21 protein-coding genes are annotated in these 23,854 nt (G+C 37.0%); 3 read left to right on the forward strand and 18 right to left on the reverse strand.

Annotated elements, in window-relative coordinates; translation table 11 throughout:
• Positions 1-26 precede the first annotated feature (26 nt).
• The 6 genes from KHA94_RS15835 to KHA94_RS15860 form a co-directional block, all read right to left on the reverse strand.
• Positions 27-2,501, reverse strand: coding sequence for a DNA translocase FtsK (locus KHA94_RS15835; protein ID WP_213103083.1), 2,475 nt, complete (start codon positions 2,499-2,501; stop codon positions 27-29).
• A 602-nt stretch (positions 2,502-3,103) separates the two neighbouring features.
• Positions 3,104-3,907: a DUF1444 domain-containing protein gene (locus tag KHA94_RS15840; RefSeq protein ID WP_213103084.1), complete on the reverse strand. Its 804-nt coding sequence runs from the start codon at positions 3,905-3,907 to the stop codon at positions 3,104-3,106.
• Positions 3,908-4,008: 101 nt separating this feature from the next.
• Complete coding sequence (locus KHA94_RS15845; RefSeq protein WP_213103085.1) at positions 4,009-4,326, reverse strand: thioredoxin family protein; 318 nt, start codon at positions 4,324-4,326, stop codon at positions 4,009-4,011.
• 435 nt (positions 4,327-4,761) lie between these two features.
• Positions 4,762-5,268, reverse strand: coding sequence for a hypothetical protein (locus KHA94_RS15850; RefSeq protein ID WP_213103086.1), 507 nt, complete (start codon positions 5,266-5,268; stop codon positions 4,762-4,764).
• Between the two features lie 138 nt (positions 5,269-5,406).
• Positions 5,407-5,916 (reverse strand): DUF84 family protein, encoded by a 510-nt coding sequence (locus KHA94_RS15855; protein ID WP_213103087.1) that lies wholly within the window; start codon positions 5,914-5,916, stop codon positions 5,407-5,409.
• Positions 5,917-5,993: 77 nt separating this feature from the next.
• A complete protein-coding gene (locus KHA94_RS15860) occupies positions 5,994-7,067 on the reverse strand; it encodes a M42 family metallopeptidase (RefSeq protein ID WP_213103088.1) in 1,074 nt (357 codons plus the stop codon).
• Between the two features lie 454 nt (positions 7,068-7,521).
• On the opposite strand from KHA94_RS15860, the gene KHA94_RS15865 reads away from it, so the two are divergent.
• Positions 7,522-7,836, forward strand: a complete 315-nt coding sequence (locus KHA94_RS15865; RefSeq protein WP_213103089.1) for a hypothetical protein — start codon at positions 7,522-7,524, stop codon at positions 7,834-7,836.
• A 270-nt stretch (positions 7,837-8,106) separates the two neighbouring features.
• Here the strand turns inward: KHA94_RS15865 and KHA94_RS15870 are convergent, their stop codons facing one another.
• The 7 genes from KHA94_RS15870 to KHA94_RS15900 all read right to left on the reverse strand — a co-directional run bounded on the left by KHA94_RS15870 (position 8,107) and on the right by KHA94_RS15900 (position 16,315).
• The gene (locus tag KHA94_RS15870) at positions 8,107-9,537 is read right to left on the reverse strand and encodes an NAD-dependent succinate-semialdehyde dehydrogenase (RefSeq protein ID WP_249365513.1); all 1,431 of its coding nucleotides are present in this window, start codon (positions 9,535-9,537) and stop codon (positions 8,107-8,109) included.
• Between the two features lie 97 nt (positions 9,538-9,634).
• Positions 9,635-11,008: a hypothetical protein gene (locus KHA94_RS15875; RefSeq protein WP_213103091.1), complete on the reverse strand. Its 1,374-nt coding sequence runs from the start codon at positions 11,006-11,008 to the stop codon at positions 9,635-9,637.
• A 50-nt stretch (positions 11,009-11,058) separates the two neighbouring features.
• Positions 11,059-11,760, reverse strand: coding sequence for an alpha/beta fold hydrolase (locus KHA94_RS15880; protein ID WP_213103092.1), 702 nt, complete (start codon positions 11,758-11,760; stop codon positions 11,059-11,061).
• On the reverse strand, positions 11,757-12,929 hold the full coding sequence (locus KHA94_RS15885) for an acyl-CoA dehydrogenase family protein (RefSeq protein ID WP_213103093.1): 1,173 nt from the start codon (positions 12,927-12,929) through the stop codon (positions 11,757-11,759). The genes KHA94_RS15880 and KHA94_RS15885 overlap by 4 nt, the downstream gene beginning before the upstream one ends.
• Positions 12,926-14,503 carry a long-chain-fatty-acid--CoA ligase gene (locus KHA94_RS15890; RefSeq protein ID WP_213103094.1) on the reverse strand — a complete coding sequence of 526 codons (1,578 nt, stop codon included), beginning with the start codon at positions 14,501-14,503 and terminating at the stop codon, positions 12,926-12,928. Before KHA94_RS15890 ends, KHA94_RS15885 begins: the two co-directional genes overlap by 4 nt.
• A gap of 190 nt (positions 14,504-14,693) precedes the next feature.
• Positions 14,694-15,536: a 3-hydroxyacyl-CoA dehydrogenase NAD-binding domain-containing protein gene (locus KHA94_RS15895; RefSeq protein WP_213103095.1), complete on the reverse strand. Its 843-nt coding sequence runs from the start codon at positions 15,534-15,536 to the stop codon at positions 14,694-14,696.
• 14 nt (positions 15,537-15,550) lie between these two features.
• Complete coding sequence (locus KHA94_RS15900; RefSeq protein WP_213103096.1) at positions 15,551-16,315, reverse strand: enoyl-CoA hydratase/isomerase family protein; 765 nt, start codon at positions 16,313-16,315, stop codon at positions 15,551-15,553.
• Between the two features lie 283 nt (positions 16,316-16,598).
• On the opposite strand from KHA94_RS15900, the gene KHA94_RS15905 reads away from it, so the two are divergent.
• Positions 16,599-17,399 (forward strand): hypothetical protein, encoded by an 801-nt coding sequence (locus KHA94_RS15905; protein ID WP_213103097.1) that lies wholly within the window; start codon positions 16,599-16,601, stop codon positions 17,397-17,399.
• A gap of 167 nt (positions 17,400-17,566) precedes the next feature.
• Here KHA94_RS15905 and KHA94_RS15910 read toward each other — a convergent pair whose 3' ends face one another.
• The 4 genes from KHA94_RS15910 to trmB form a co-directional block, all read right to left on the reverse strand.
• Complete coding sequence (locus tag KHA94_RS15910) at positions 17,567-18,382, reverse strand: enoyl-CoA hydratase/isomerase family protein (protein ID WP_213103098.1); 816 nt, start codon at positions 18,380-18,382, stop codon at positions 17,567-17,569.
• Positions 18,383-18,642: 260 nt separating this feature from the next.
• The gene (locus KHA94_RS15915) at positions 18,643-20,013 is read right to left on the reverse strand and encodes a sigma-54 interaction domain-containing protein (protein WP_213103099.1); all 1,371 of its coding nucleotides are present in this window, start codon (positions 20,011-20,013) and stop codon (positions 18,643-18,645) included.
• Positions 20,014-20,348: 335 nt separating this feature from the next.
• Positions 20,349-21,395 carry an enoyl-CoA hydratase/isomerase family protein gene (locus KHA94_RS15920; protein WP_213103100.1) on the reverse strand — a complete coding sequence of 349 codons (1,047 nt, stop codon included), beginning with the start codon at positions 21,393-21,395 and terminating at the stop codon, positions 20,349-20,351.
• Between the two features lie 317 nt (positions 21,396-21,712).
• A complete protein-coding gene (trmB, locus tag KHA94_RS15925) occupies positions 21,713-22,351 on the reverse strand; it encodes a tRNA (guanosine(46)-N7)-methyltransferase TrmB (protein ID WP_213103101.1) in 639 nt (212 codons plus the stop codon).
• A gap of 295 nt (positions 22,352-22,646) precedes the next feature.
• Here trmB and KHA94_RS15930 point away from each other — a divergent pair, with 295 nt between their 5' ends.
• Complete coding sequence (locus KHA94_RS15930; RefSeq protein WP_213103102.1) at positions 22,647-22,925, forward strand: YtzH-like family protein; 279 nt, start codon at positions 22,647-22,649, stop codon at positions 22,923-22,925.
• Here KHA94_RS15930 and KHA94_RS15935 read toward each other — a convergent pair.
• Positions 22,922-23,701, reverse strand: coding sequence for a phosphotransferase family protein (locus tag KHA94_RS15935; RefSeq protein ID WP_213103103.1), 780 nt, complete (start codon positions 23,699-23,701; stop codon positions 22,922-22,924). The genes KHA94_RS15930 and KHA94_RS15935 overlap by 4 nt on opposite strands.
• Between the last annotated feature and the right edge of the window lie 153 nt (positions 23,702-23,854).

Raw genomic sequence — 23,854 nt, forward strand, 5'->3', positions numbered from 1 at the left:
AACATGCAAGTAAAGGATACCATTTATTAATTTATTGTACTAGTGTCTAAAATAGATTCAAGTTCTTCATCTGTTATCAGAACCTCTCTAGGCTTGCTTCCACGTGTTTCTGAAATATACCCTTGTTTCTCCATCATATCAATCAGCCGTGCTGCTCGATTATAACCGATTTTAAATCTTCTTTGGAGACTCGATGTTGAAGCAGCTCCTTGATCAATAACAAACTCGCAGGCTTCATAGAAAAGTTCATCCTCCTCTTCAATGGCCTGTGTCTTTTTCAGTAACTCCTCTTGTTCAAATAAATATTCAGGGGCTCGTTCCTTTCTTACATGGGCAACGACAGCATCAATTTCCTGATCGGAAACATATGTGCCTTGAAGACGAACAGGCTTGGATGAGCCATTTTCTAAGAATAGCATATCTCCTCGTCCAAGTAGTTTTTCAGCACCACTAATATCAATAATTGTCCGAGAATCGATTTGGGATGATACAGAGAAAGCAATTCTCGTCGGAACATTCGCCTTTATTAATCCTGTTATGACATCAACGGATGGTCTTTGTGTAGCAATAATTAAATGTATTCCACAGGCTCTTGCTTTTTGGGCAATCCGGCAAATCGCTTCCTCTACATCTGCAGGTGACATCATCATTAAGTCTGCGAGCTCATCAATAATGATAACCATATATGGAAGCTTGTCAGAATAGCGCTTATGTTCTTCAGCAACCTCATTAAAACGGTTAATATCCCTAACGCCCGCATGGGCAAACAACTCATATCGACGCTCCATCTCATCCACAGCCCATTTTAAGGCAGCAGTTGCCGCCTTCACATCCGTTATAACAGGGCTAACTAGATGTGGAATTTGATTATAAGGAGCCAGTTCAACCATTTTTGGATCAATTAATATTAGCTTTAATTCGTCAGGTGTGGCTTTGTATAAAAGACTGACAAGAATTGAATTAATGCACACGCTTTTCCCTGATCCAGTTGCACCAGCAATTAAACCGTGTGGCATTTTCCTTAAATCTGTTACGATTGGATTCCCGCCTATATCTAATCCAAGAACAGCCGTTAATGGAGATGCATGATCATTAAACACTGGGCTATTAATGATTTCACTAATAAATACCGGCCTGCTTGCTTTGTTCGGCACTTCAATCCCAATCGTATGTTTTCCTGGAATAGGTGCTTCAATTCTAATATCCCTTGCTGCTAAGCTTAATTTAATATCGTCAGTGAGATTTGTAATTTTATTTACCTTAACGCCTGGTTCTGGCTGGACTTCAAACCTTGTAACCGATGGCCCTTGCGTAACATTGACAACTTTCGCTCGAACATTAAAGTTTATTAATGTCGAGTTCAATAATTCTTCTTGCTCAATTAGCCAGTCAGAGGATTTTTCTTGATAGACCGGAGGATTAAGCAAGCTTTTGTAAGGAAATTCATAATATGAAATGTCCTCATCCAAGAATGGTTTTTCAACTGAAATTGTATCTGACTTAGTTTCCTCATCGCGTAAGAAATTTTTTTCTATTGTAGATGATGGAATTGTTTCTGTTTTCTCGGTAAACTTTTGTTTATCATTTTTGAGCATTATGACATTAAATGGTATATGCTTTCTAGTAGGAGATGAGATTTTCTCCTCTAATTTACTTTCTTCATTTGGAATCCTGCTCTCGTTTTGTTCTTCTTTTCTTTCTTGGTCAACAATTATCTTCGAATTTTCACTGACCTTCTCTTCATTATTTATTTCAAAACCACTATTCCAGGTTTCGAGGTCTTCTTTCTCTTCTATCACTTGAAAATGATCTATAGAGTTTGATGATTCTTCAGATATACTCTCTTGAGTCTCCAATACTGAAGCTGAGAAATAAGGTGCTTCTTGCTGATTTTCAACTAACTGATCCGCTAGTGCTTCTATCTTATTCGTGTTTTCATGTGAAGAATGATCCATTAACTCTTCATTTATAGATCTTAGCCCCTCTTTAAGCACGAGCTCTCCTTTCATTTCTTCAGAGACGCTATCAGTTAGTTCATATTCTATCGGTTCTGTCTCTACCTGCCTATTAGTAACTTCTGTCTTAGGGCGATTATACCCATAGATCGGAGATGGAATTTCCGTTGGCTGAAAAGGCCTTTTTCTTTTGGAAACTTCCTTTTCATTATTATTTTTAGGTGTAGCAGCATTTTGATGTTTTGGATTTCTTATAGGCTTTTCTTCTTTTGTTTTTGGTGAGAATGACGCTTTTTCTCTTTCATTGCTTCGTTTTCTTTCACCTTTTGTTTTTTGCTCATGGTTATCATCAGGGATCAGTGGAAAACGGAATTGTCCTTTTGGATATTGATAAACAACCTTTGCGTTTACATCTTTAGAAGAACCTTTTTGACTGTATGTTTCAGATTCATAATCTTGATGATTATGAATCATATTTTCTTGATTATATTCATTCTGATCCTCATCATCTCTGAACATTTGAAATAGCTTTTTAATCCAACTCATTTTATACCAACTCTTTCTTCGATTCTATCCCATCCATTTTATCGCAGTTTTACAAGCAGTAAAACCCCTACAAAATGTTTGGGAAACCCAATTAGTATGTTTAATACGGTTAACTGTCTGTTAAAGCCCGAGGACGAACAAAACATGAAAGACTTCGATAGCTTTACAGGAATGTCCGCCAAGCGAAAGCCACAGGACAGAGAGCACTTCGTCAGCAATACATCTCTCGACCAAAAGAACAGCTTCCGGGAGGATGTAGCGTTCTAAGCGTAATTTACTCAACTAACACCCATTGGGAATAAAAAAATCCCCAACGGGTGAAGTTTTATTTTATCAGTATTTCTCGATTTTTGAAGAAAAAATAAGAGATTGTTTTTAATGGTTAAATATTTCGATAAAAATAAAATAATTTTGTCATAATCGAAGGGAATTTTTGTAATAAATAAAGTAGGGAAACCACTCTCATGGCTTCATCGAAATGACGTCTCTGTCAAATAAAGAAAAGAAGAGTGTTGACTAGTCAACACTCTATGCGACTGTCCGTCGCACAAAAAGACCACAGCTGAACTTTGTGATCCCTAAAACTTTTTGTTATGAATTATCTACTTCTTTCGATTTTGGCCAAGGATAAATATTGGTTCAAGCTCACTGTTTTCATATAAAAAGGACAAAGCTGTAATTGGTACTCTCCCGCTTGCGAAAAAGCTCATTGTCATTTCAGCGAGAATGTCATAGCCTGTATCATTCATTATGTCTGCAATAATAAGAACATCCTGATGAGGGACTGCCACTGCCATTGTACCAATTATTTTCTTTTCCACTTCCTTAAGAAAAGAATCATTTAAAAGTCTGCTTGCATCATATCCGTCATTTTTATTTAAAAAATAAAAAGTATTTCCAGCAACTGTATCACTTTTCAAATCTGTTGAAAGCGAGCGTACATTAAATAAAGCAATTTCTTTTATTCTTTCATGGGCCCATCCTTCTTTTTGCATAAGCTTTGTATCAATAAGCCGGTAGGTTGTTCCAAGATCGAGTGCATAATAAATTCTTGTTTCTGCTGTATGTTCATCTGTTAAAAATGGAACATCTTCCTCAGATTCAGTCGGGAATGAAGTTGAACGAATAACTGGAAATATATTCTTTTCATATCCTGATAACTGAATTGCTCTTCCTTCCATTGCCTGTAATCCTTCTTCAACGTAATAGACGACCTCGTCAATTGCCTTCACGTTTTGTACTTCCCATTTAGCAATAATTCCTGGCAATGAAATTGTAATTCCTTTTCCAGTTTCTTTGTTTTCAATGCGAAGTTCATCCTTTTTCTTATCAAATAAAAAAACTCGATTGGAATTTGTTAATCGTTTTTCTAATTCTTTTTTCATTTTTATACTATTCATTTTCATATTAGTCCCTCCTTAGAAGAAAAGCTGAAGCTAGGCAAGTATTTATCTATAAAAATTGTACACTAAAAGCCCCCCATCTAAAAGGATGGAGGGTTATCATTTTACTGATCCAGTTGATTAATAAAATTCTCAATTTCTTCTTGTGTTTTTCGATCTTTGCTGACAAAACGGCCAAGTTCTTTCCCATCTTGGAAGCCAATAAAGCTTGGAATGCCGAACACATCAAGCTGAATACATAAATCAATAAATTGGTCGCGGTCAATATAGATAAAGGTATAATCTTGATATTTCGCTTCAACTTCTGGAAGAATTGGTTCAATTATGCGACAATCCGGACACCAATCAGCAGAAAACATAAAAATATGCTTTCCATGATCTCTAAGCTGTTCAAATTGCTCCATTGTTTCAAGCTTTTTCATTTCGATCTCCTCCTGTGTGAATTTCTATATCACGATATTTAAATCGACTTTTTTCTCATTTCATATATTTTGATAATAACAAACTTATTATAGCTAAGCTAATAAAATGCGCTAAACCACCTTCAAGAATTGGGAGCTGATCTTTTGGTTACTTAAGTACGCTTCTAAGGCCTTAGGAATCATCTTTTTCAGCGTATATTACCTCTTTGTATTACTTTTGACCTATTTTTACATATTGTCATTATAGAAAATAAGTTCTATAATTAAATAAAATTAAATTTTATGAATATTTTTCAAACTAGATGATGTTGAAGAAAACACAGATGATAAAATCGTACAAAAATCAAGTAATCGTTTACTATCTACTCTCCAAAAAATAAAAATACGAAAAAAGAAGATGAAATAAAAAAGCGAAAGGGCAACCTTCGCTTTTTCTTATTTCATCTTAACGGATTGAACGATATCGATCATTGAACTTGCTTCGGTTGATAAACTTTTTGTTTTTGTATTGGTCGTAATTTTTACTCCACCAACACCGATTGTCATTTCATTCATTTTTTTGTCATTATTTTTTATTAATAGAAATCCAAACTTTCCATTTTCATTATATGTTTCTTTTAAATCATACTCATTTTGCTTTAGTGTAGCATCATACACAACTTTACTATCAGGGCCTTCATGCTGATTATAAAATAGTATATATTTTTTCGAGCCATTTTTTAGAATGATATTGTTTGGTGACTCTTCTTCTACTTCAAAACCAAATGGTAAATAGAACTTGATATCTTCATTTTCATTATTTGTCTCTTTTGGTTTATTGTTGAAGGCTTTATTTACAGTATCCATTGTCACTTTTTGCTCTTCTTTTAATGAAGCAGAACAAGCACTCAGCAGTATAATAGCAAAAAACAAGAGCAAGGCAGCTTTATAATGGCTTCTCATACTTTTTTCCTCCTTGCCAGGAAAATCTATAATCCTTTTCTATCATACATTTCTTATTGATCATCTGGCAACCCTTTGACTAAATTGTAACAAGAAACCATATTTTCACTACCTTTGTATAGAAAACCACCCTAAATCCTATTTAGATCTATACTCGTATTGGCCAACAAGAAGCTTAACCACATGTGTAAACATTTCAGACCGGCTGATTTTTCCATTTGTAAAGATTCCTACTGCCCCTTCTTTTTTCCTAACATCCTCTTTATCTGTAAATCTATCCATTACTGGACCAAGTTCTTCTCCGGAATGCAATCTGTCTGCAATTTTCTTTGGGAGAGGGATTCTAGCACCACCAGAAATAATTGGAGGCTTTCCCTCCTCTGCAAGTGCTCCCCAATTACACAAAAATAACCCATATTCCGTCTCCTGAACCCCACCTTCGAGTCCAATCCCAATATCCCCGCCACCTTCTTTTAAGGCACTGTAAGCTCTATTAATGGCACCTTTCATTGTCTCTTCATCTGAAAATGGCTGATTTCTAACTCCGGATGGAACATTGACTGATATAAATTCAGCTTGATAGCTATGAAATACGGTTTCAACTGCTTTAATCTTAGCTGGATTCTTAGAACCAATTATTATTTTCATAATACGCACTCCTTAAAAATGGAACCGAAAAGAGGCAACAAAATGGCTGCCTCTTTGCTAAGAAAGTATTTGCTTTTTTAACTATTTTGACGAATAGATTCAACCGTTGTACGGTCACACGACTTGACAAGCTTTATTAGTAATTCCTTCGCTGCAGCGTAATCGTCTACATGTACAATCGAAGCATGTGTATGAATATAGCGAGAGCAAATACCGATTACAGCACTTGGAACACCTTCATTGGATAGATGAACTCGTCCTGCATCTGTACCTCCTTGAGATACAAAATATTGATAAGGTATATTATGCTTTTCAGCCGTATCAAGGATGAATTCTCTCATTCCTCGATGAGTCACCATGGAACGGTCTAAAATTCTCAAGAGAGTCCCTTTACCTAGCTGCCCGAACTCATCTTTGCTGCCTGACATATCATTTGCTGGGCTAGCATCCAATGCGAAGAAAATGTCTGGATTAATCATGTTGGCAGCGGTTTGGGCGCCTCGAAGACCAACTTCTTCTTGGACGGTTGCTCCTGAATAAAGGATATTAGGCAGCTTTTCATCTTTTACTTCTTCTAGAAGCTCTATCGCTAATCCACAGCCATAGCGATTGTCCCATGCTTTTGCCATAATTTTCTTTTCGTTGGCCATAGGTGTAAAAGGACAAATAGGGACAATTTGCTGACCAGGCTTAATCCCAATTTTTTCAGCATCCTCACGATTATCAGCACCGATATCAATTAACATATTTGTTATTTCCATTGGCTTACTGCGTTTAGCTTCATCCAAAAGATGTGGTGGAATAGAGCCAATCACACCAATGACAGGCCCATTACTCGTCATAATCTGTACTCTTTGAGCCAATAATACTTGGCTCCACCAACCGCCTAACGTTTGAAAGCGCAGCATGCCATTGTCAGTAATTGAAGTGACCATGAAACCAACTTCATCCATATGGCCTGCAACCATAATAGTTGGACCATTTTCGTCACCTCTTTTTATTCCAAAAATACTTCCTAGTTTATCCTGAACAACTTCATCAGCAAATTGACTAAGGTGTTCTCGCATGAAATTACGTACTAAATGTTCATTTCCCGGCGCACCTGGCAGCTCAGTTAATGTTTTAAAAAGCTGTCTTGTTTTCTCGTTCATCTTTATGCTCCTTTATTTTCATTAAGAAATTTATGTTATTTTTATTTTACAGAACTTTAATTCTACTTACCACTCTAAATGTTTTTATCCGAGCCTGTTCTTTGATAAGATGGTACAGTAGACAGAAAAGCGCAAGCACCTTCGGAACAATCAAAGTTCAGATTGTTCCTGCGATGATTATTCTAAGGAGCTTTCCTTAGTGATCACCCTAAGGCAAGCATAAGACTGGCCGACAGGAAGGTTGTTCTTTAACCTTCTTGGCGGACTGGCTTAGACCCGAGAGGTCGACAAAAACGCGACGTCCTCCCAAAAAGCTTCCTTTTGGTCGTGCGATGCTTACGCTGTCGAAGCCTTCCTTGTGGAGCTAGACATTTCTTACCCGACAAAGCTTATACTTAATTTTTAAAATGTATGTATTATTCGTGTTTATTTATTCTCATCTGGGGGAGTGTTTATGAACTGGAAATCATTTATATTAGGTGTGGGAGTTGGATTAGCTAGTGGATATGCAGCTAGAGAGTTGCTTGCACAAAAAACTACCGTCTCACCTGAAAAAGCATTGGCTAATGCAAAAAATGCTTTTAAGAAAGCGGGGCCAATTAGCGGTTCGTGGATTCAAATGCAATCAGAGAAATACGAAAAGGGCCACCTAAAATACGATATATATCGTGGCGGAATATCTAGACAAGAAGGTGATCGTGTAGAGCAATATGAATTTATTGCAGATACAGGTACTGGATTGATTTTGGATGCATACAAGCTATCCTAGGTAGAGCCCATTTTAAAGAAGATTAAATTTAATAGCAGGCGGGAGCGATTTTGCTATCCTAGAGCTTTTATTTACGAAATCATCACTCATCTCGAGAGATTCATCGAACCCGCCGCTCTATTAATAACTCTTTTTACATTGGTAGGAAAGTAAATAGTTTTTAAATTTTAATATTTTAAGAATTGGCTGTGTTAAACTTCCCTGTTGATTTCCGCTCCAATCAAGAACAAAATAGCATTATCAACACTGAGCTTTTACACCATCTAAAAATTAGATAGAAAATCCGCCAAGCTTCGTTTCTAAATACTCTTCGATTCCTTCTCTTCCACCTTCTCTGCCTAACCCGCTTTCATTCATACCTCCGAAAGGCGCGGCAGCAGATGTAGGATTTATATCATTTATCCCAATAATTCCGAAGTTCAATTCTTCAAATGCTCTCATCGCTCTTGATAAATTATTAGTATAGACATATGCAGCGAGTCCATAATTCGTATCATTTGCCATCTCCATTACTTCTTCGTCAGAATCGAAAATGATAATGGGTGCAACTGGACCAAAGGTTTCTTCACTAAATATTTTCATCTCTTTATTGATTCCCGACAAAATAGTTGGGGCATAATAATTTCCTTTGCCTAGTCCATTTTCTATCATTCGATTGCCGCCAATTTTCAAGGATGCCCCCCTCTCAATAGCATCCTTTACTTGATCATCCACCTTTTCGATTGCGGCTTCATTAACAAGCGGGCCAATACTAACCCCTTCTTCTAATCCATTGCCTGCTCTTAGCTTATTAACTCGTTCAATAAGAGTATTCGTAAATTCTTCAGCAATTGACCGATGAACGAAGATTCGATTTGGACTTATACAGGCTTGCCCTGTATTCAAAAACTTCACTAATGAAACGCCTTTAGCTGCATGGACTGGATCAGCATCATCATAAACAATAAATGGAGCATGTCCCCCTAATTCCATGGAGATTCTTTTAACATATCTTGCTGCTTTTTCTGCTAATAGCTTTCCAACATTCGTTGATCCGGTAAACGTAATTTTTTTAACCGCCTTGTTTGATAATAATTCCTCGCCAATCTCCTCTGGATTAGCAGAAGAAACTAAATTTATGACTCCATTCGGAATTCCTGCGTCCGCTAAAACCTTAAACACTTCCTTTGCACATAAAGGAGTTTCCTCAGCGGGTTTTAATACAACTGTGCAGCCTGCAGCAAGAGCAGGAGCTAGTTTCCTAGTAATCATAGAAACTGGATAATTCCATGGAGTAATAGCACCTATTACACCTACTGGCTGTCGGATTGCCAAAAACCTTTGATCTCTTCTCTGCGCTGGTATAATCTCTCCGTAAACTCGTTTAGCTTCTTCCGCATACCATAATAAAAAATCTGCGCCATATTGGACCTCATTACGTGAAGCTTTTAATGGTTTTCCTTGCTCGATTGTCATTAAGCGAGCAAGTTCTTCTTTTCTTTCCATCATGATCTGATAGGCTTTGTATAAGTAACTTGAACGTTCATATGCTGTTAATTTAGACCAAGTCTTAAAGCTTTGGGCAGCTGCTTCAATAGCCTTTTTTGTATCATTTCGATTCCCATCGGCAACTTCTCCGATTTCTTCGCCATTGGCAGGATTATATACAGGAAATGAACGATTAGTTTCAGATTCGACCCACTCTCCATTGATATATAGCAATTTATATACCTCCAACTCTTTTTAATAAGAAAGAGAGAAGAAACATTTTCTTCCCTTCTTTCGTATCATAACATTCTGAATTTTAATTCTACAATAATTAAGCAGTTTTTGTTTCGCTTGTATCTTCTTTCATATCTTTAACCCAGTTTTTCTCAAGAAGGAGCCATAATACAATACCGACACCAAGGCCCCATGCTGCCCCCTTGGTTGCAAGGATTGCACCAATAATAACTGCTATTCCTTTTTCTAAATTTCCTTTTTCCTTTAACACTTCCATAGCTAAGTAGCCGCATAAATAGCCTTGTATTAGCATAGTTAATGCCATTCCAATATTAATACCAGGTTTGAACAAGGATACGATTGGTCCAAGCATAAGCGCAATGCTCATTCCCCAGAATATCCCTGTCGCACCTCCCCAATAACTATCTACTTGCTTGCGGCCGTTGTTCATATATCGATTAATGACCAATACTTGTCCACCAGTCCATTGTGGACCTGATAAAGGTAAGTATGGCATAAATATTCCTTGTATAAAGTTTCTAATTGAAACGATAATACTATTTCTACTAGCACTAAAAATAATTTTCTCGTCTTTGCGAACCTCATTAGCCTCATCAATGAGAGAGTTAACTACTAATATATCACCAAAAGCGATAATATACGCTGCAACAGCCAACGGAAGCGCTTTCATGAAATATTCAAATGGAGGAAATCCTAACCCAAACACACTATAATTGGAAATAATTTCGCCGATTGGTAATGGTATGAAATTCCATGTTATCTCTGGTACCTTAACCTCGCCGATTAGCATACCAATTAAATAGGAAAGGGCAAAGGGAATGGCTATTCCAAATTGAGCAATATAACGGAAAAGAGAGTATTTCTTTCTTAAAGGTTCTGCTGTTTTCGAAAACATCATGAAAAAACAAAAGGCAGCACCTAATAGAATCGTAATAGGCATTGTCCAAACTCTACCATTTAGGGAGAACTCTCCAAAGATTGCTGCAAATCCTGCACCAAGGAGTATTCCAGCTTTGAGGGAAATAGGTAATCGCTTGACAAGGGTATCTGCTCCTTTAAAGATTCCCATGAGCAAAAATAAAAGGGCAACAGTTAATTGTAAGGCGATGAGAGCAAGAATTCTTGCTTCTCCCTCAGGAAAACCTTTTAAAAACCCTACATACAAGGGAATGCCAGCAGTGATCCATCCAGCAATTGAAGGGTCACCAAAATGGGTATGAAGAAGGTAAAGAAAATTGTTAATAATAACAAAGGCAATTGCTAATTCAAATGGAATCCCCAGTACGTCCATCATGACTGCTGTAATTCCCATAGGAACCACACATAAAATGGCTCCTTGAATCCAGTCAGGATATTCAAATTTATAATGAATAAATGGAAGTCTAAACTTTAGAGGTCCAAGCGCATAAGGTTGTTCACCACCGTCATTCCTTTTCCTATATAATCCCATTTCCCTTTCACTCCCCTAGATTATCGATAATCATTCAATTTTTGCTCAATTTAGACTGTTTGTTGCTCTAATTCTTGAGTAAACAATGTCAATGCTTCAAAAAATTCCTCTGGTTTTTCTAGCATAATATAGTGGCCAGAGCCATCGATTTCGACAATACTCATCTCTCGTTTTATATTTTTCAGCAATTTTTCCGGTTCACTTGGCAAAAGCCTATCCTGTTTTCCTAAAATGGCACAAATCGGAATGTCTAAAGCAGAAAGTCTTTCAGCTCCTTCTAAATAGCTATTACATGCTTTAAAATCTGCATAAGTAATTTCAATTGGAACCTTATTCATCTCTTTCTTTTCTTCCTCAAGCAACGACTCGGCAACATCACTGCTGTATGACGCATGAAACAATGAGCTTGGAAACTCACCATTAGCCAGCTTATCAAGTATTTTTGGGTGCACAGGCAATTCATAAAAGCTTGCTGCGAGGACAATTCCCTTTACACGTTTGTTTCTTGCAGCCAATTCAAGCGCAATTAACCCACCCATTGAATGGCCAACGACAATCGTGTCTTCCTGAATAGATTGGTCAATATAGGCGGCATGATCTTGAATGGAAGTAATAAGATTAAACTCATTTTCTCCATGTCCTGGAAGATCAATAGCTTCATAAAGTGCCTCTTCACAGTAATCTTTCATGGCACGCCATTTGTTTTTTGTTCCGCCTGCTCCATGAATAAACATGATCTTATATTTTTTCATTGCCTTCCTCCTAAAAGATTTCTCGCGATAATTAATCGTTGAATTTGGTTTGTTCCCTCATAAATTTGTGTTATTTTTGCGTCTCTCATCATTCTTTCAACCTCATATTCATGGATGAATCCATAACCCCCTAAAAGCTGTACTGCATCTGTTGTCACCTTCATCGCAACATCTGAAGCGAACATCTTGGCCATTGAAGAGCTTTTCGTTAATTCTGGATTTTTTCCAGTTGAAGTTATTTCATTTACTTTTGAAGCTGCTTTATATACAAGACCCCGTGCAGCCTCTATTTGTGTTGCCATATCTGCAAGCATGAATTGTACCGCTTGGAATGAGGCAATACTTTTGCCAAACTGTTCTCTCTCTTGTACATATTTCACTGCTAAATCAAAAGCACCTTGTGCAATCCCTAAAGCCTGAGCTGCTACAGTTGGCCTCGATTTATCAAAAGTCTTCATCGCAATCAGCCAGCCTTCTCCCTCTTCACCAATTCTATTTTCCACAGGTACTCTGCAGTTTTCGAAATAGAGCTGGGCTGTTGGTGAGCCTTTTATTCCCATTTTCTTTTCTAATTTACCGACATGAAAACCAAGGGTATCTTTCTCAACGACAAAGGCCGTAATTCCTTTTTCAGTTTGGGCAAACACTGAATAGATGTCTGCTACCCCACCATTGCTGATAAACATTTTCTGTCCGTTTAAAATATACGAATCTCCATCACGCTCAGCACGTGTTTTTAAGCTCCTTACGTCAGAGCCCGCGTTCGGTTCAGTTAATGCGTAGGCGGCAATTTTTTTCCCTGCTGCTAAGTCTGGAATAAATCTTTTTTTCAAAGCATCATTTCCGCCAATAATGATTGGCAATGTTCCTAGTTCTTGAACAACAGCTACTTGTGAAGAGGATGCACAAACACGTGATATTTCCTCTACGACTAGACAGAAGCTTAATAAGTCAAGTCCCAAGCCACCATACTCCGCTGGCATATTTGCACCAATATAACCATACTCAGAAAGAAGGTGTAAAATATCCATAGGGTATTCGGCTTTTTCGTCAATTTCCATTGCCCTTGGCTTAATTCGCTCTTGTGCTAAACGATGAATTTCCTGTTTAATTTCGAGATGTTCATCAGATAAATCAAAATCATTGCTTATTAACTTTTCTGCTTTCATTTAACTCCCCCCTCTTCTTTGGAAAGCTCCTTCGCAAGAACAAATTTTTGCAGCTTCCCGCTTGTCGTTTTTGGCAGACTTTCTACAAAGTGATATTCCCTCGGGCGCTTATACTTGGCTAATTTCTTCCCATCTATTAGAAATTGATCTAAATCTTTTTCCGTTATCAAACTTCCTTCTCTTTTTACAACAAAAGCGACAACGGTTTCACCCCAATACGGGTCAGACTTTCCAATAACAGCTACCTCTAGCACATCATGATGCTCTTGAATCGAGTCTTCTACTTCTCTCGGATATACATTTTCTGCACCGGAATTAATCATGTAGTCCATTCGATCTTTAATCCAGACATATCCATCTTTATCTACATATCCCATATCTCCAGTATGATACCAGCCATATGCCAGTGCTTTTTCGGTTGCCTCAGGACGCCTGTAATATTCCTTCATCATACACGGGCCTTTAACAAGGATTTCACCTATTTCACCAATGTCACATTCATCACTAGGATTAGTTGGACCTCCATCTTCTTGTACACGTGCAATTTTCATTTGATGTGTAAGAATAGCTTTTCCAGCCGAACCCGCTCTTTCTAATTGCTCATCCGCATATAAGACACTCATTACCGGACCCATTTCTGTTGTCCCAAACATTTGCACTAGATCTGCATTTGTCTTTTCTTGAAATCTTCTAATCAGTACTGGAGCCATGGAAGCGCCTCCATAACCGAGAATCCTTAATGTTGAAAGATCGTAATTCTCAAACTCTTTAACATTCAAAAGCATGTTTACCATTGTCGGGGCGGCAAATATATGGGTAATCTTTTCTTCCTCAATGGTCTTTAATACCTTTTCCGCTTCAAAATGATGCTTAATTATAGTAGTTGCTCCTACCATTACTCTTGGAAGAAAAGATGTATGTAATTCTGCTGTATGATTTAATGGTGCAACAGAAAGTCCTACATCATTTTTACTGAGTTTCATACATTCAATCATCAAAAAATTATGATGAACCATATCTCTATGCTTATGAATGACTCCCTTTGGCCGTCCAGTCGTCCCGCTCGTGTACATCATGATATATATATCATCTTCGGTTACGGTAACATCTGGCTTTGATGAGTATCCTGTTTCAAGCAGCTTATAAAAATCCATTGCGTATTGTGGCACATATTCATCTGTGTAAATACAATGTGAAACATTGACACCCAGATTCGTTGTTTCTTCAACGACATTAGCTGTATCTTTTTCAAAAATAAGAACCTTGGAGCCAGCATCATTTAATATATATTGAAGCTCATTTGGTGTTAGCCGATAATTAATCGGATTGAAAATAGCACCAAGTTTTGCTGAAGCAAATAAAGTAATAACAAATTCACTCGTGTTATAAAGGAAGGTTGAAACAACATCACCTTTTTTTACACCTAGTTGTGATAGGGAGGAAGCAAATTGGTTTACTTTTTCATTTAATTCTTGAAAGGTAAAGCTTTGCTCCTTTTCCCGATAAATTAGCCCAGTTTTATTAGGGTAATTTATCGCTGACCATTCAATTAATTCTCCTATGGTGCTACTCATCTATTTACCTCCTTTTCTATAATCCAATAAAGTGAAACTTCCATCAGTGGGGGTTTTCTTTCATCCCCCACTGATGGTTAGTTGAACCAATCGGGCCTTTACGGGCAGTTGATCCCCCACTTAGGTTTCTTTGATTCTCTCGCAAACTTGAAGTGGGGGTCTTACTGCCCGTTAATCTGCGATAAACCTATCAATATTCGAAAAAGCCTTTTCCAGTTTTTCTTCCAAGATGCCCTGCTCTTACTAGCTTTCTCAATAGCGGAGCCGAACGGTATTTAGAATCCTGTGTTTCTTCATAAAGTGAATCCTGTACAAATAAAAGTGTATCCAGTCCAATTAAATCTGCTAGTGCAAGTGGTCCAATTGGATGATTTGCACCTAGTCTCATACCTTTATCAATATCCTCAGCAGTTGCCACACCTTCTTGTAAAACAAATATTGCTTCATTGATCATTGGAACTAAAATCCGATTAACCGCAAACAATGGTGATTCCTTTACAGAAACCGCTTCTTTTCCCAGTGATTCAACTAATTCTTTTGACTGCTGATACGTTTCTTCTGTCGTATCATAACCTTTAATAAGCTCTACTAATTTCATGACCGGAACAGGGTTAAAGAAATGGAATCCCATAACTCTTCCTGGATTATTCATCACACTTGCTATTTCTGTAATACTCAAGCCTGATGTATTGCTTACTACTATCGCCTGTTCATTCACTATTTCATCAATTCTCTTAAATATTTCCTTTTTTAACTCTATATCTTCACTGACAGCTTCAATAACGAAATTAGCATCCGCAATCGCTTCCCATTCCGTAGAAGTTGTAAGTAATTGCTCATATTCCTCTCTCTTTGCTTCATCAATTCTTCCTTTTTCGATAGACCTATTCCAGTTTTTCTTTATTAGCGCAAGGCCGCGATCGAAATAAGATTTTTCCATTTCAATGGCGATTACTTCATAGCCTGCTTCCACACATACTTGTGAAATGCCAGATCCCATTGTTCCAAAACCAATCACTGCAATTTTCTTCATGTTAAAACTCCTCCTTAATTTCCTGTAAATACTGGTTCTCTTTTTTCAAAGAAAGCAGCTACTCCTTCTTCTTTATCTTCCGTTGTACATAAATCTCCAAATAATTTTGCCTCAAGACTTAATCCTTCCTTTAAAGAAACTTGCATCCCCTTCATGACCGCTTCTTTTGCAGCTTTCACTGCAATTGGGCCCCTTGATGAAATGGAATTTGCAATCTCGAGTGCTTTACTCAGAGCATCAGTTTCTGTCACTTCTTCAACTAGCCCAATCTGATAAGCCTTTTCAGCTGAGATGAAGTCTCCAGTAAAAATTAACTGCATCGCTTTTCCAATACCAATCAGCCGCGGTAATCTCTGCGTACCTCCATACCCAGGAATTATGCCTAGCTTAACTTCTGGAAGTCCAAATTGCGACCGGGCAGTGGCGATCCGAATATCACAAGCAAGTGCAAGCTCTAAACCTCCTCCTAATGTGAAACCATCAATTGCTGCAATGACAGGTTGCTTTAATTCAGCCAACAAATTAAAAATCGACTGTCCTCTTGTACATAGTGCTTCTCCTGCTTCCGGAGCTAATCCTGGAAACTCCTTTATATCTGCACCAGCTACAAATGCCTTTGTCCCAGCTCCTTCAATGATAATCACGTTTACATTTGCACCAATTTGTGTGACAACACTTTCCAGCTGATCAAAAACTTCGCGATCCAGGGAATTCACTGGAGGTGAATCAATTGTAATGATCCCAATTCTGTTTTTTTCTTCATATTTTACTTTCGACATCCTCTTTTTCACCTCTATTATTTTGACTTATTTCTATATTTGCAATTTTTATGCCAAAAGCTTAAGATTGATTTACTGATTTTATAACTGAATTTTTAGAACATTTTGTTTCCAAAAGAAATACACTTGTATCCTTTGGAAACATTTGTTTCAAAATGAAACAGCTCAGCTAATTAGTGAATTTTAGCTAAAACAATAAAAACCTCTTCCAACATTACGAAGAGGTTTTATAACATAATTTACAAACAATTTTTTAACAATGAGCAGAAATGAGGAGGATAATATGGAAATATTTTCGCTAAGCGGCCCAAGTGGAACTGGAAAAAGTACAATCGCCTTATCATTTGCATACAAAAAAAAGATTACCGCAATTATTGATGATGGTCTGTTAATTTTAAACGGACAGAAAATAGCTGGAACCTCTGCAAAATTTGAGAAAAACGCAATATCAGCGGTAAAGCGAGCTACCTTCTTTGATGAACAGCATAAGCAAGAGGTTCAGCAGGCTATTTGCAATCATTTCATCAGCAGGATTCTTATTATCGGAACATCTGACAAAATGGTCAAACTAATTGCCAGCCGCTTAGAAATAGGGGAAATAAAACAAGTCAATCATATTGAAGATATTCGCTCCTCCAGTCAGATAAAAATTGCACAATATATAAGAAAAACCGAGGGAACGCATGTTATCCCTCTGCCTTATAAACAAGTGGAACAAAACTTCTTCAAGAGAATGATTCAAAAAGGGGTAGAAATATTTTCGCCTAAAAAAGAAAGAATAGGTGAAACGACAATCGTCCACCCTGATTTCCATAAGGGATCTATCAAGATTTATAAAAAAGTTTTTCAAGAAATGGTAGAGTTTATCTGTTTGAATCATGAACAAATAGTGAAATGTGAATCAGTTGTGATGAACTTGCAGCAGCTACCGACCTTTACTATTAAGGTGAACATAAAATATCCAATATGCGGCAGCTTATACGAGAAAATTGAAATTCTTCAAGAGGATATCTACAACCATTTTTTGCGTAATTTACAAATTGAACTTCACGCAATAAACATCTTGATTAATAAAGTAAAATAAAATAAATAGGTAAATGAACTCGTTTCCGTAGTTGATACATCGGGAATTTAGGTAGGGACTCATCCAGCCTAATTGGAAATCACATCTACACAAACGTTTGCAGCTATAAGTCATATTCTCTAAATGAACAGGAATTAAAGGAAGTTCCTGCGCAAAGTGATCTTCCTTTACTTTACTTGTTCCCCATTTGTTGTCCTGCGCGAAAATCTTGGTATCCTTTTTTCAACAAAAGCGGACACACCTTCCGGAAAATCATAAGTATCTACAAATCTAGAAGTTCCTTTCCATAATTCAGGGACACTATTTACACATTGGCTTACCGACTTCTTTATAGAAAGTAATGAAGCTGGCGACTGAGATGCAACCAATTTTCCCATTCTAATCGCATAACGATCAAGATTATCCTCATTTACTAAATAATTGATCATTCCTAATCGGTATGCTTCCTCAGCTTTTAATACCCTTCCAGTATAAACCAAATCTTTGGCAAGGCTCGGTCCAATCAAATCAACTAGCCGCTGTGCGAATTTATTATTTAGTGTGATGCCCAATTTACCAACAGGAATTCCTAATTTTGATTTTTCCGAGCCAATTCTAAGATCACATGCAAGTGCTAGCTCTAGCCCTGCCCCCATTGCTGGGCCATTAATGACTCCGATTGTAGGGATTGGCAAATTTTCAAATGTTGAGATAGCCTCTTCCATAAGGACGAATGATTCTTCTGCTTCCTCTAATGTCATTTGATGAAATTCCTTAATATCCGATCCAGCTGTAAACTGTTCCCCCGCTCCTCGTAATAATACAACCTTATTTTTCGGATTCTCTAATATCTCTCTACCTACTTTTGATAAATGCTGCCACATATTTGCTGTTAATGCATTTCTTTTTTGAGGTCTGTGAATAGTGATGATCGCTAAACCTGCTGTTTCCTGAAGAATGATTTTTGCTTGCTCAGCTTCCATTCTCTCAATATCTACTTTCATTAACTCTTCCTCCTATGCCCATTTTTTTAATCCCATTGTTCCGAAAGGATGGCTTTTCAGAAGAATATAATGCAAGTTTTATGCCAGCATTATTATCTTTAAATATTTTATCGCAGATTAACGGGCAGTAAGACCCCACTTCAAGGTTGCGGAAGAATCAAAGAAACCTAAGTGGGGATCAACTGCCCGTAAAGGCCCGATTGGTTCAACTAACCATCAGTGGGGGATGAAAGAAAACCCCCACTGATGGAAGTTTCACTTTATTGAATTTGGTATTTTTTTATTTTAGCATAGAAGGATTTTCGGCTCATTCCTAATTCTCGGATGGCCTCTGATTTATTTTTGCTGCTTCTCACTACAAATTCAATATGCTCCTTTTCTGCATTTTCTAAGATCATATCCAACCTATTCGTTTTTTTCGGAGTTGAAATAGAATGAACAGAAGGATTGGAGCTAGGCATGGAAAGAGGCTGTTCATTAAATAGATACTCAGGGAGATCTGTTAGGTCAAAATATGATTTAGTACAGACTGCAATCATTCTTTCTAACACATTAACAAGTTCTCGTACGTTTCCAGGCCAATCATATTGTTTCATACGGGAGATGACTTCTTCTTCAATCCTTACATGTTTTCCATACTTCAAACATAAATCATGCAAAATATTATTCGTCAAAAATGCCAAATCCTCTTTCCTTTCACGGAGCGGTGGAATATGGATTGGGACAACATTAATCCTATAAAATAAATCCTCTCTGAACTTGCCTTCTTTAATCATTTCCTTTAAGTTACGGTGAGTTGCACAAATGATCCTAACATCTAAGGGATTTAGTGTTGTGCCACCTACTTTTTGATATTGACGTTCTTGAATGACTCTAAGCAACTTCGCTTGAGCATTTAAAGACATTTCACCGATTTCATCTAGAAAAAGCGTCCCTCCATTTGCCATTTCTAGAAGACCTTTTTTTCCCCCTTTTCTTGACCCTGTAAAGGAACCGTCTTCATATCCAAACATTTCACTTTCAAATAACGCATCTGGGATTGATGCAATATTTATGGCAATATAAGGATTATTATTCCTTTTACTGGCCTCGTGAAGGGCGGTAGCAAAGATCTCCTTACCAACTCCGCTTTCACCGTAAAGGATTACCGTTGCATTCGTGTCGGCAACATTTTTTGTTAAATGAACGGATTTTTTCATTACCTGTGATTGACTTTCGAGTTTAAAAAAGTTTCTTCTATCCAATTGCTCTTGAAGTTTCGTAACGTCGCTTTTATACTTCGTTAATTCATCCTCCATTTTTGTTATTTCTGAAATGTCCTTCATGATTGTAACGACACCAATCATCTCACCATTTTCTATTAATGGAGTTATGTTTGCACATACGTCTTTTTTGAGAGAATGGACGTAGCTGCAATCATTTATTCTCGGTTTGCCATCTTTTAAAACCTCTAAAATTCTTGAGTGTTCCTCAATCTGCTTTAATTTTTTTCCGATTATTTTCTTTGCAGGAACACCAAACTGTAAAGAATAAGCTTTATTTACATAGACAATTGTACTGTCCATAATAATGACAATTACTGCATCATGAAGTGATTCTAAGATAGATAACAAATGCTTTTCTAATCTCATTCGATCTACTCCTTAAATTCAAAAATTGTCTTCTTTACTAATTTTATGGCTATGTTAAACTTCCCTGTTGATTTCCGCTGCAGGCACTTAGCGATCGCGGGCGGTCCGGAAGCCTCCTCGTCACTATCGCTCCTGCGGGGTCTCCCTTTGACTCGCTTCTCCCGCAGGACGTTGAATAATCTTCCCCGAATACTCACCGCACGAAGAAAATGCGAATGCATTTTCGAGGATCTCGCGCCTGCAGCGAGAATCAACAACAAAATATCATTTTCAACACTAAGCATTAACACAGCCAATTTGAAAAAAATATCAATTACATTTCCCCATCATCCTGATCAAAATAAAAAAAAGCTATTAACATATTCATTGCTTACATTATTCAATGAATCAGGATTCCACTTAGGGGAATGGTCTTTATCTACTAATACAGCTCTTACTCCCTCATGGAAATCATTTGTATGTAAAAAGTTTTGAGCAAGTATTACATCCGTTTCATAGCTCTCTTCCAAAGTGTACTCTATTCCTCTTTGCATTAATTCTAATGTGACTTTTAGAGAAGTCGGGGATTTCTGCAACAGTAAACTTCTTGTTTCTTCCGCCCATTTATCACCATTCTCTGTAGCCTCATCTAAAGATTCGATAATCTCTTCCATAGATTTGTATTGAAAATGTTGATTAATCCTCTTTTCATCTAGTGAAATGGATACCTGCTCCTGTTTCATACAAATACTTTCTAAAAAAGAAGTGAGAGGTTCTTCTACTGTCCCTTTTCTCCAACTGAAGCTTCTTATAAAATCCTCCACTTTATGTAAGTCCGAACTCATTAGATAATAATTCGCTGCATTTGTGTAAAGGATATCTCCTGCAGTCAAGACCTTAGCAGTCAAAGCTAGATATGTACCAACCTTTCCAGGCATTTGATTGAGAAAATAACTCGCACCCACATCAGGAAAAAAACCAATATTCATTTCAGGCATGGCCCATTTTGTTCTTTCCGTCATAATTCTAAATTTAGCTCCTATTGAAAGGCCGACACCACCGCCCATAACAACCCCCTCCATAAAAGCAAGAATTGGCTTAGGGTATTCATGAACGAGTAAATCCATCTTGTATTCTGTTGAAAAATACTCCTTAAAAAATGTGCTCGACTTATTTATTTTAGCCATCTCACAAATGGAACGAATATCCCCGCCAGAACAAAAAGCCTTTTCAATTTGGCTTTTAATGCAAACAAGCGCAATGCTTTCGTTTTCTGACCATTCTTTTAGTTTGTTATAAATATCCGTTACCATTTGCAGTGATAATGCATTTAATGCTCTAGGACGATTTAATATGACCCAGCCTGTACCTGAATGCTCTTGAAATATTACATCCTTATCCATTGTACAAACCTCCTGTAATTTCAATATAACGAATATTCAGTTTCTATTCCGATTATAGCATAGTGTATTATCCAAAATAAGAAAAGCACTTTTTAAACGTATTTATATTAGGAAATAAAATTAAAGCATAACAAAAAAACGCATTAAACATAATGCGTTCCAGAGTGTAGACAAAGTTTTATTCATTACTTTTTAGGCTGATTGAAAACACTTGTCTTTCGAGGCACGAAGCCTTACGAGGAGCGGAGTTACCATGGATGGGTAATGAGCACCGCGGAAGGTAAGTAACGAAGAAAGCGAGCGTTTCAGGCTGTCACTTATATAAACTGAACCTCACAGCGATAAATGCGATTGCCCTTGTTTGAAAACTTCTCTTCATACTCAGTCATAATATTTCCTTCAAAATCACTATTATGAAGATCTAAACTCACATATTTTAGCAGCATTCCATATTCAGAAAAACTCATAAGAGAAAATTCAAATAAACCTTGATTATCGGTCTTAAAATGTATTTCCCCATTATCGATAAGAATATCCTCATATATATTCAAGAAATGCTTAAAAGTTAATCTCCTCTTTGCATGGCGAGTTTTTGGCCAAGGATCAGAGAAGTTTAAATAAATTCGATCTACTTCCCCTTTTTCAAAAAACTCTCGTAACTCTTCTGCATTAACATTCATCAATTTAATATTGGGGATTTCTTCCTCAATAATCTTTTCAAGTGCCGTTACAATAATACTGTCCTGTAATTCAATGGCTATATAATTAATATCAGGATTAGCTTTTGCCATACCTGTTAAAAAGCGGCCTTTACCTGTTCCTATCTCTATATGAAGGGGTTGCTTCTTCTCAAAAACATCATGCCATTTCCCTTTAAATCGATCAGGTGAAGCTATTACATATTGCGGGTAGTCGGCAAGTTTTTCCTTAGCCCATGGCTTATTCCGTTGTCGCATGCTTGACACTCCTAAAAATTAATATCAGTTCAAACAATATCATGCAAATACTATAGATGGCAACTATGAAATGCGGTAATACCCCTACGTATTTCTTCTAAAAGTAAACACATTTTGTCGTGCAGCTTTGAAGCTGCCAAAGTATAAGCTGAAGCGCTTATTTTCAAGGATTAAATCTTATTATTTTATTTGTAAGCATAGGTCATGCATAAATGAAAAAAGGAATTCACAACCTAGATATGAATTCCTTTTTTGCTTCTGCCTTATTAAAAAGGAGAAAGGTGGCACCTCTATAATGCCAATTAGTCATCAAGATAAATTAAACTTATTAAAAGATATATTAAACAACCATCAAATGGATTGTTGTGGATCAGTTTCAGAATGTGAACAATTGAAACGGTTAGTTAAATCATTAATGGTTCATCCAAACCTGGATGAACATGCACAATCAGCATTAGAAGAAATATATAAATACAGTCAACATGGTATCAATTCTGTTCATTTGGATAATCACATTGAATCCCATCAGAATAACCTTTCACAATGGGTAAGTGATATTAATCAGTTCACTTAATGATCATGAATTTCATTTAAAAATCCAAGCAATTTTTTCATTTCCTGAAAACGAAGCTTATTTTTATGCCATTGTATTGAATTTAATGTTAGAGCAATTACATACCATTTCATCCTAAGAATTAAATCTTTGGTAAGTGTTCGTCCATATCGCTCAACCCAATCAGACCACTCATTTTTTGGAATATACCAATATAAAATACTTCCAAGATCGATGGCTGGATCTCCAATAATTGCCCCATCCCAGTCAATTAAGTACAGCTGATTGTTTTCAGTGAGCAGCCAGTTGTTATGATTAACATCACAATGGCATACGGTTTTTTCATCACAGCGTATATTCAATATCTCTTTTCTAAGAAATTCAATAGAATGAATCACTGTCTTATCCTGCTTTAGATCCCCATCAAGTTGCTCTTCAATGATGCGAAGCAGCATTTCAGGGGAAAGCGGCGATTTTCCCAATCTCTTAAGCATGCCAAGCAAAGGCTTTGAACTATGGATTTTCTTGAGCAACTTTGCCACACGTACATTATTCATTTCCGTATGATTCAGTTCTCTCCCATTAAGCCATTGCTGGGCAGTTATGACGTCACCGTTTTCTAGTCTTTTTGTCCAAACAAGCTTAGGAACTATTCCCTCTGCAGATAACACTGCAAGAAAAGGAGACGAGTTCCTTTTTAGGAATAATTTTTGCTCTTCGTGCTTTGCAAAAAAAGCCTCTCCAGTCGCACCACCAGCAGGAACGATTTCCCATTCTTGTCCTAATAAATGTTTCAAAATTGTTCACCTGCAATTTAGTAAGCCATTTATGCTAACAGCTATTATAAAAGCGTACACTCTCCTCGTGATGATAAACATAAAGGCTACCAACTGCATTCATAGTAAGCAGAGATTTTCCCTGCTCGAACTACCAGATGATGATAGTTACTT

It is taken from the genome of Cytobacillus citreus, assembly GCF_018343665.1.
Lineage (GTDB): Bacteria > Bacillota > Bacilli > Bacillales > Cytobacillaceae > Cytobacillus > Cytobacillus citreus.

What these genes read in the sequence shown, in the direction of transcription:
- KHA94_RS15835 (WP_213103083.1), bottom strand. Translation starts at nt 2,501, where the DNA reads ATGAGTTGGATTAAAAAGCTATTTCAAATGTTCAGAGATGATGAGGAT.
- KHA94_RS15840 (WP_213103084.1), bottom strand. Translation starts at nt 3,907, where the DNA reads ATGAAAATGAATAGTATAAAAATGAAAAAAGAATTAGAAAAACGATTA.
- KHA94_RS15845 (WP_213103085.1), bottom strand. Translation starts at nt 4,326, where the DNA reads ATGAAAAAGCTTGAAACAATGGAGCAATTTGAACAGCTTAGAGATCAT.
- KHA94_RS15850 (WP_213103086.1), bottom strand. Translation starts at nt 5,268, where the DNA reads ATGAGAAGCCATTATAAAGCTGCCTTGCTCTTGTTTTTTGCTATTATA.
- KHA94_RS15855 (WP_213103087.1), bottom strand. Translation starts at nt 5,916, where the DNA reads ATGAAAATAATAATTGGTTCTAAGAATCCAGCTAAGATTAAAGCAGTT.
- KHA94_RS15860 (WP_213103088.1), bottom strand. Translation starts at nt 7,067, where the DNA reads ATGAACGAGAAAACAAGACAGCTTTTTAAAACATTAACTGAGCTGCCA.
- KHA94_RS15865 (WP_213103089.1), top strand. Translation starts at nt 7,522, where the DNA reads ATGAACTGGAAATCATTTATATTAGGTGTGGGAGTTGGATTAGCTAGT.
- KHA94_RS15875 (WP_213103091.1), bottom strand. Translation starts at nt 11,008, where the DNA reads ATGGGATTATATAGGAAAAGGAATGACGGTGGTGAACAACCTTATGCG.
- KHA94_RS15880 (WP_213103092.1), bottom strand. Translation starts at nt 11,760, where the DNA reads ATGAAAAAATATAAGATCATGTTTATTCATGGAGCAGGCGGAACAAAA.
- KHA94_RS15885 (WP_213103093.1), bottom strand. Translation starts at nt 12,929, where the DNA reads ATGAAAGCAGAAAAGTTAATAAGCAATGATTTTGATTTATCTGATGAA.
- KHA94_RS15890 (WP_213103094.1), bottom strand. Translation starts at nt 14,503, where the DNA reads ATGAGTAGCACCATAGGAGAATTAATTGAATGGTCAGCGATAAATTAC.
- KHA94_RS15895 (WP_213103095.1), bottom strand. Translation starts at nt 15,536, where the DNA reads ATGAAGAAAATTGCAGTGATTGGTTTTGGAACAATGGGATCTGGCATT.
- KHA94_RS15900 (WP_213103096.1), bottom strand. Translation starts at nt 16,315, where the DNA reads ATGTCGAAAGTAAAATATGAAGAAAAAAACAGAATTGGGATCATTACA.
- KHA94_RS15905 (WP_213103097.1), top strand. Translation starts at nt 16,599, where the DNA reads ATGGAAATATTTTCGCTAAGCGGCCCAAGTGGAACTGGAAAAAGTACA.
- KHA94_RS15910 (WP_213103098.1), bottom strand. Translation starts at nt 18,382, where the DNA reads ATGAAAGTAGATATTGAGAGAATGGAAGCTGAGCAAGCAAAAATCATT.
- KHA94_RS15915 (WP_213103099.1), bottom strand. Translation starts at nt 20,013, where the DNA reads ATGAGATTAGAAAAGCATTTGTTATCTATCTTAGAATCACTTCATGAT.
- KHA94_RS15920 (WP_213103100.1), bottom strand. Translation starts at nt 21,395, where the DNA reads ATGGATAAGGATGTAATATTTCAAGAGCATTCAGGTACAGGCTGGGTC.
- trmB (WP_213103101.1), bottom strand. Translation starts at nt 22,351, where the DNA reads ATGCGACAACGGAATAAGCCATGGGCTAAGGAAAAACTTGCCGACTAC.
- KHA94_RS15930 (WP_213103102.1), top strand. Translation starts at nt 22,647, where the DNA reads ATGCCAATTAGTCATCAAGATAAATTAAACTTATTAAAAGATATATTA.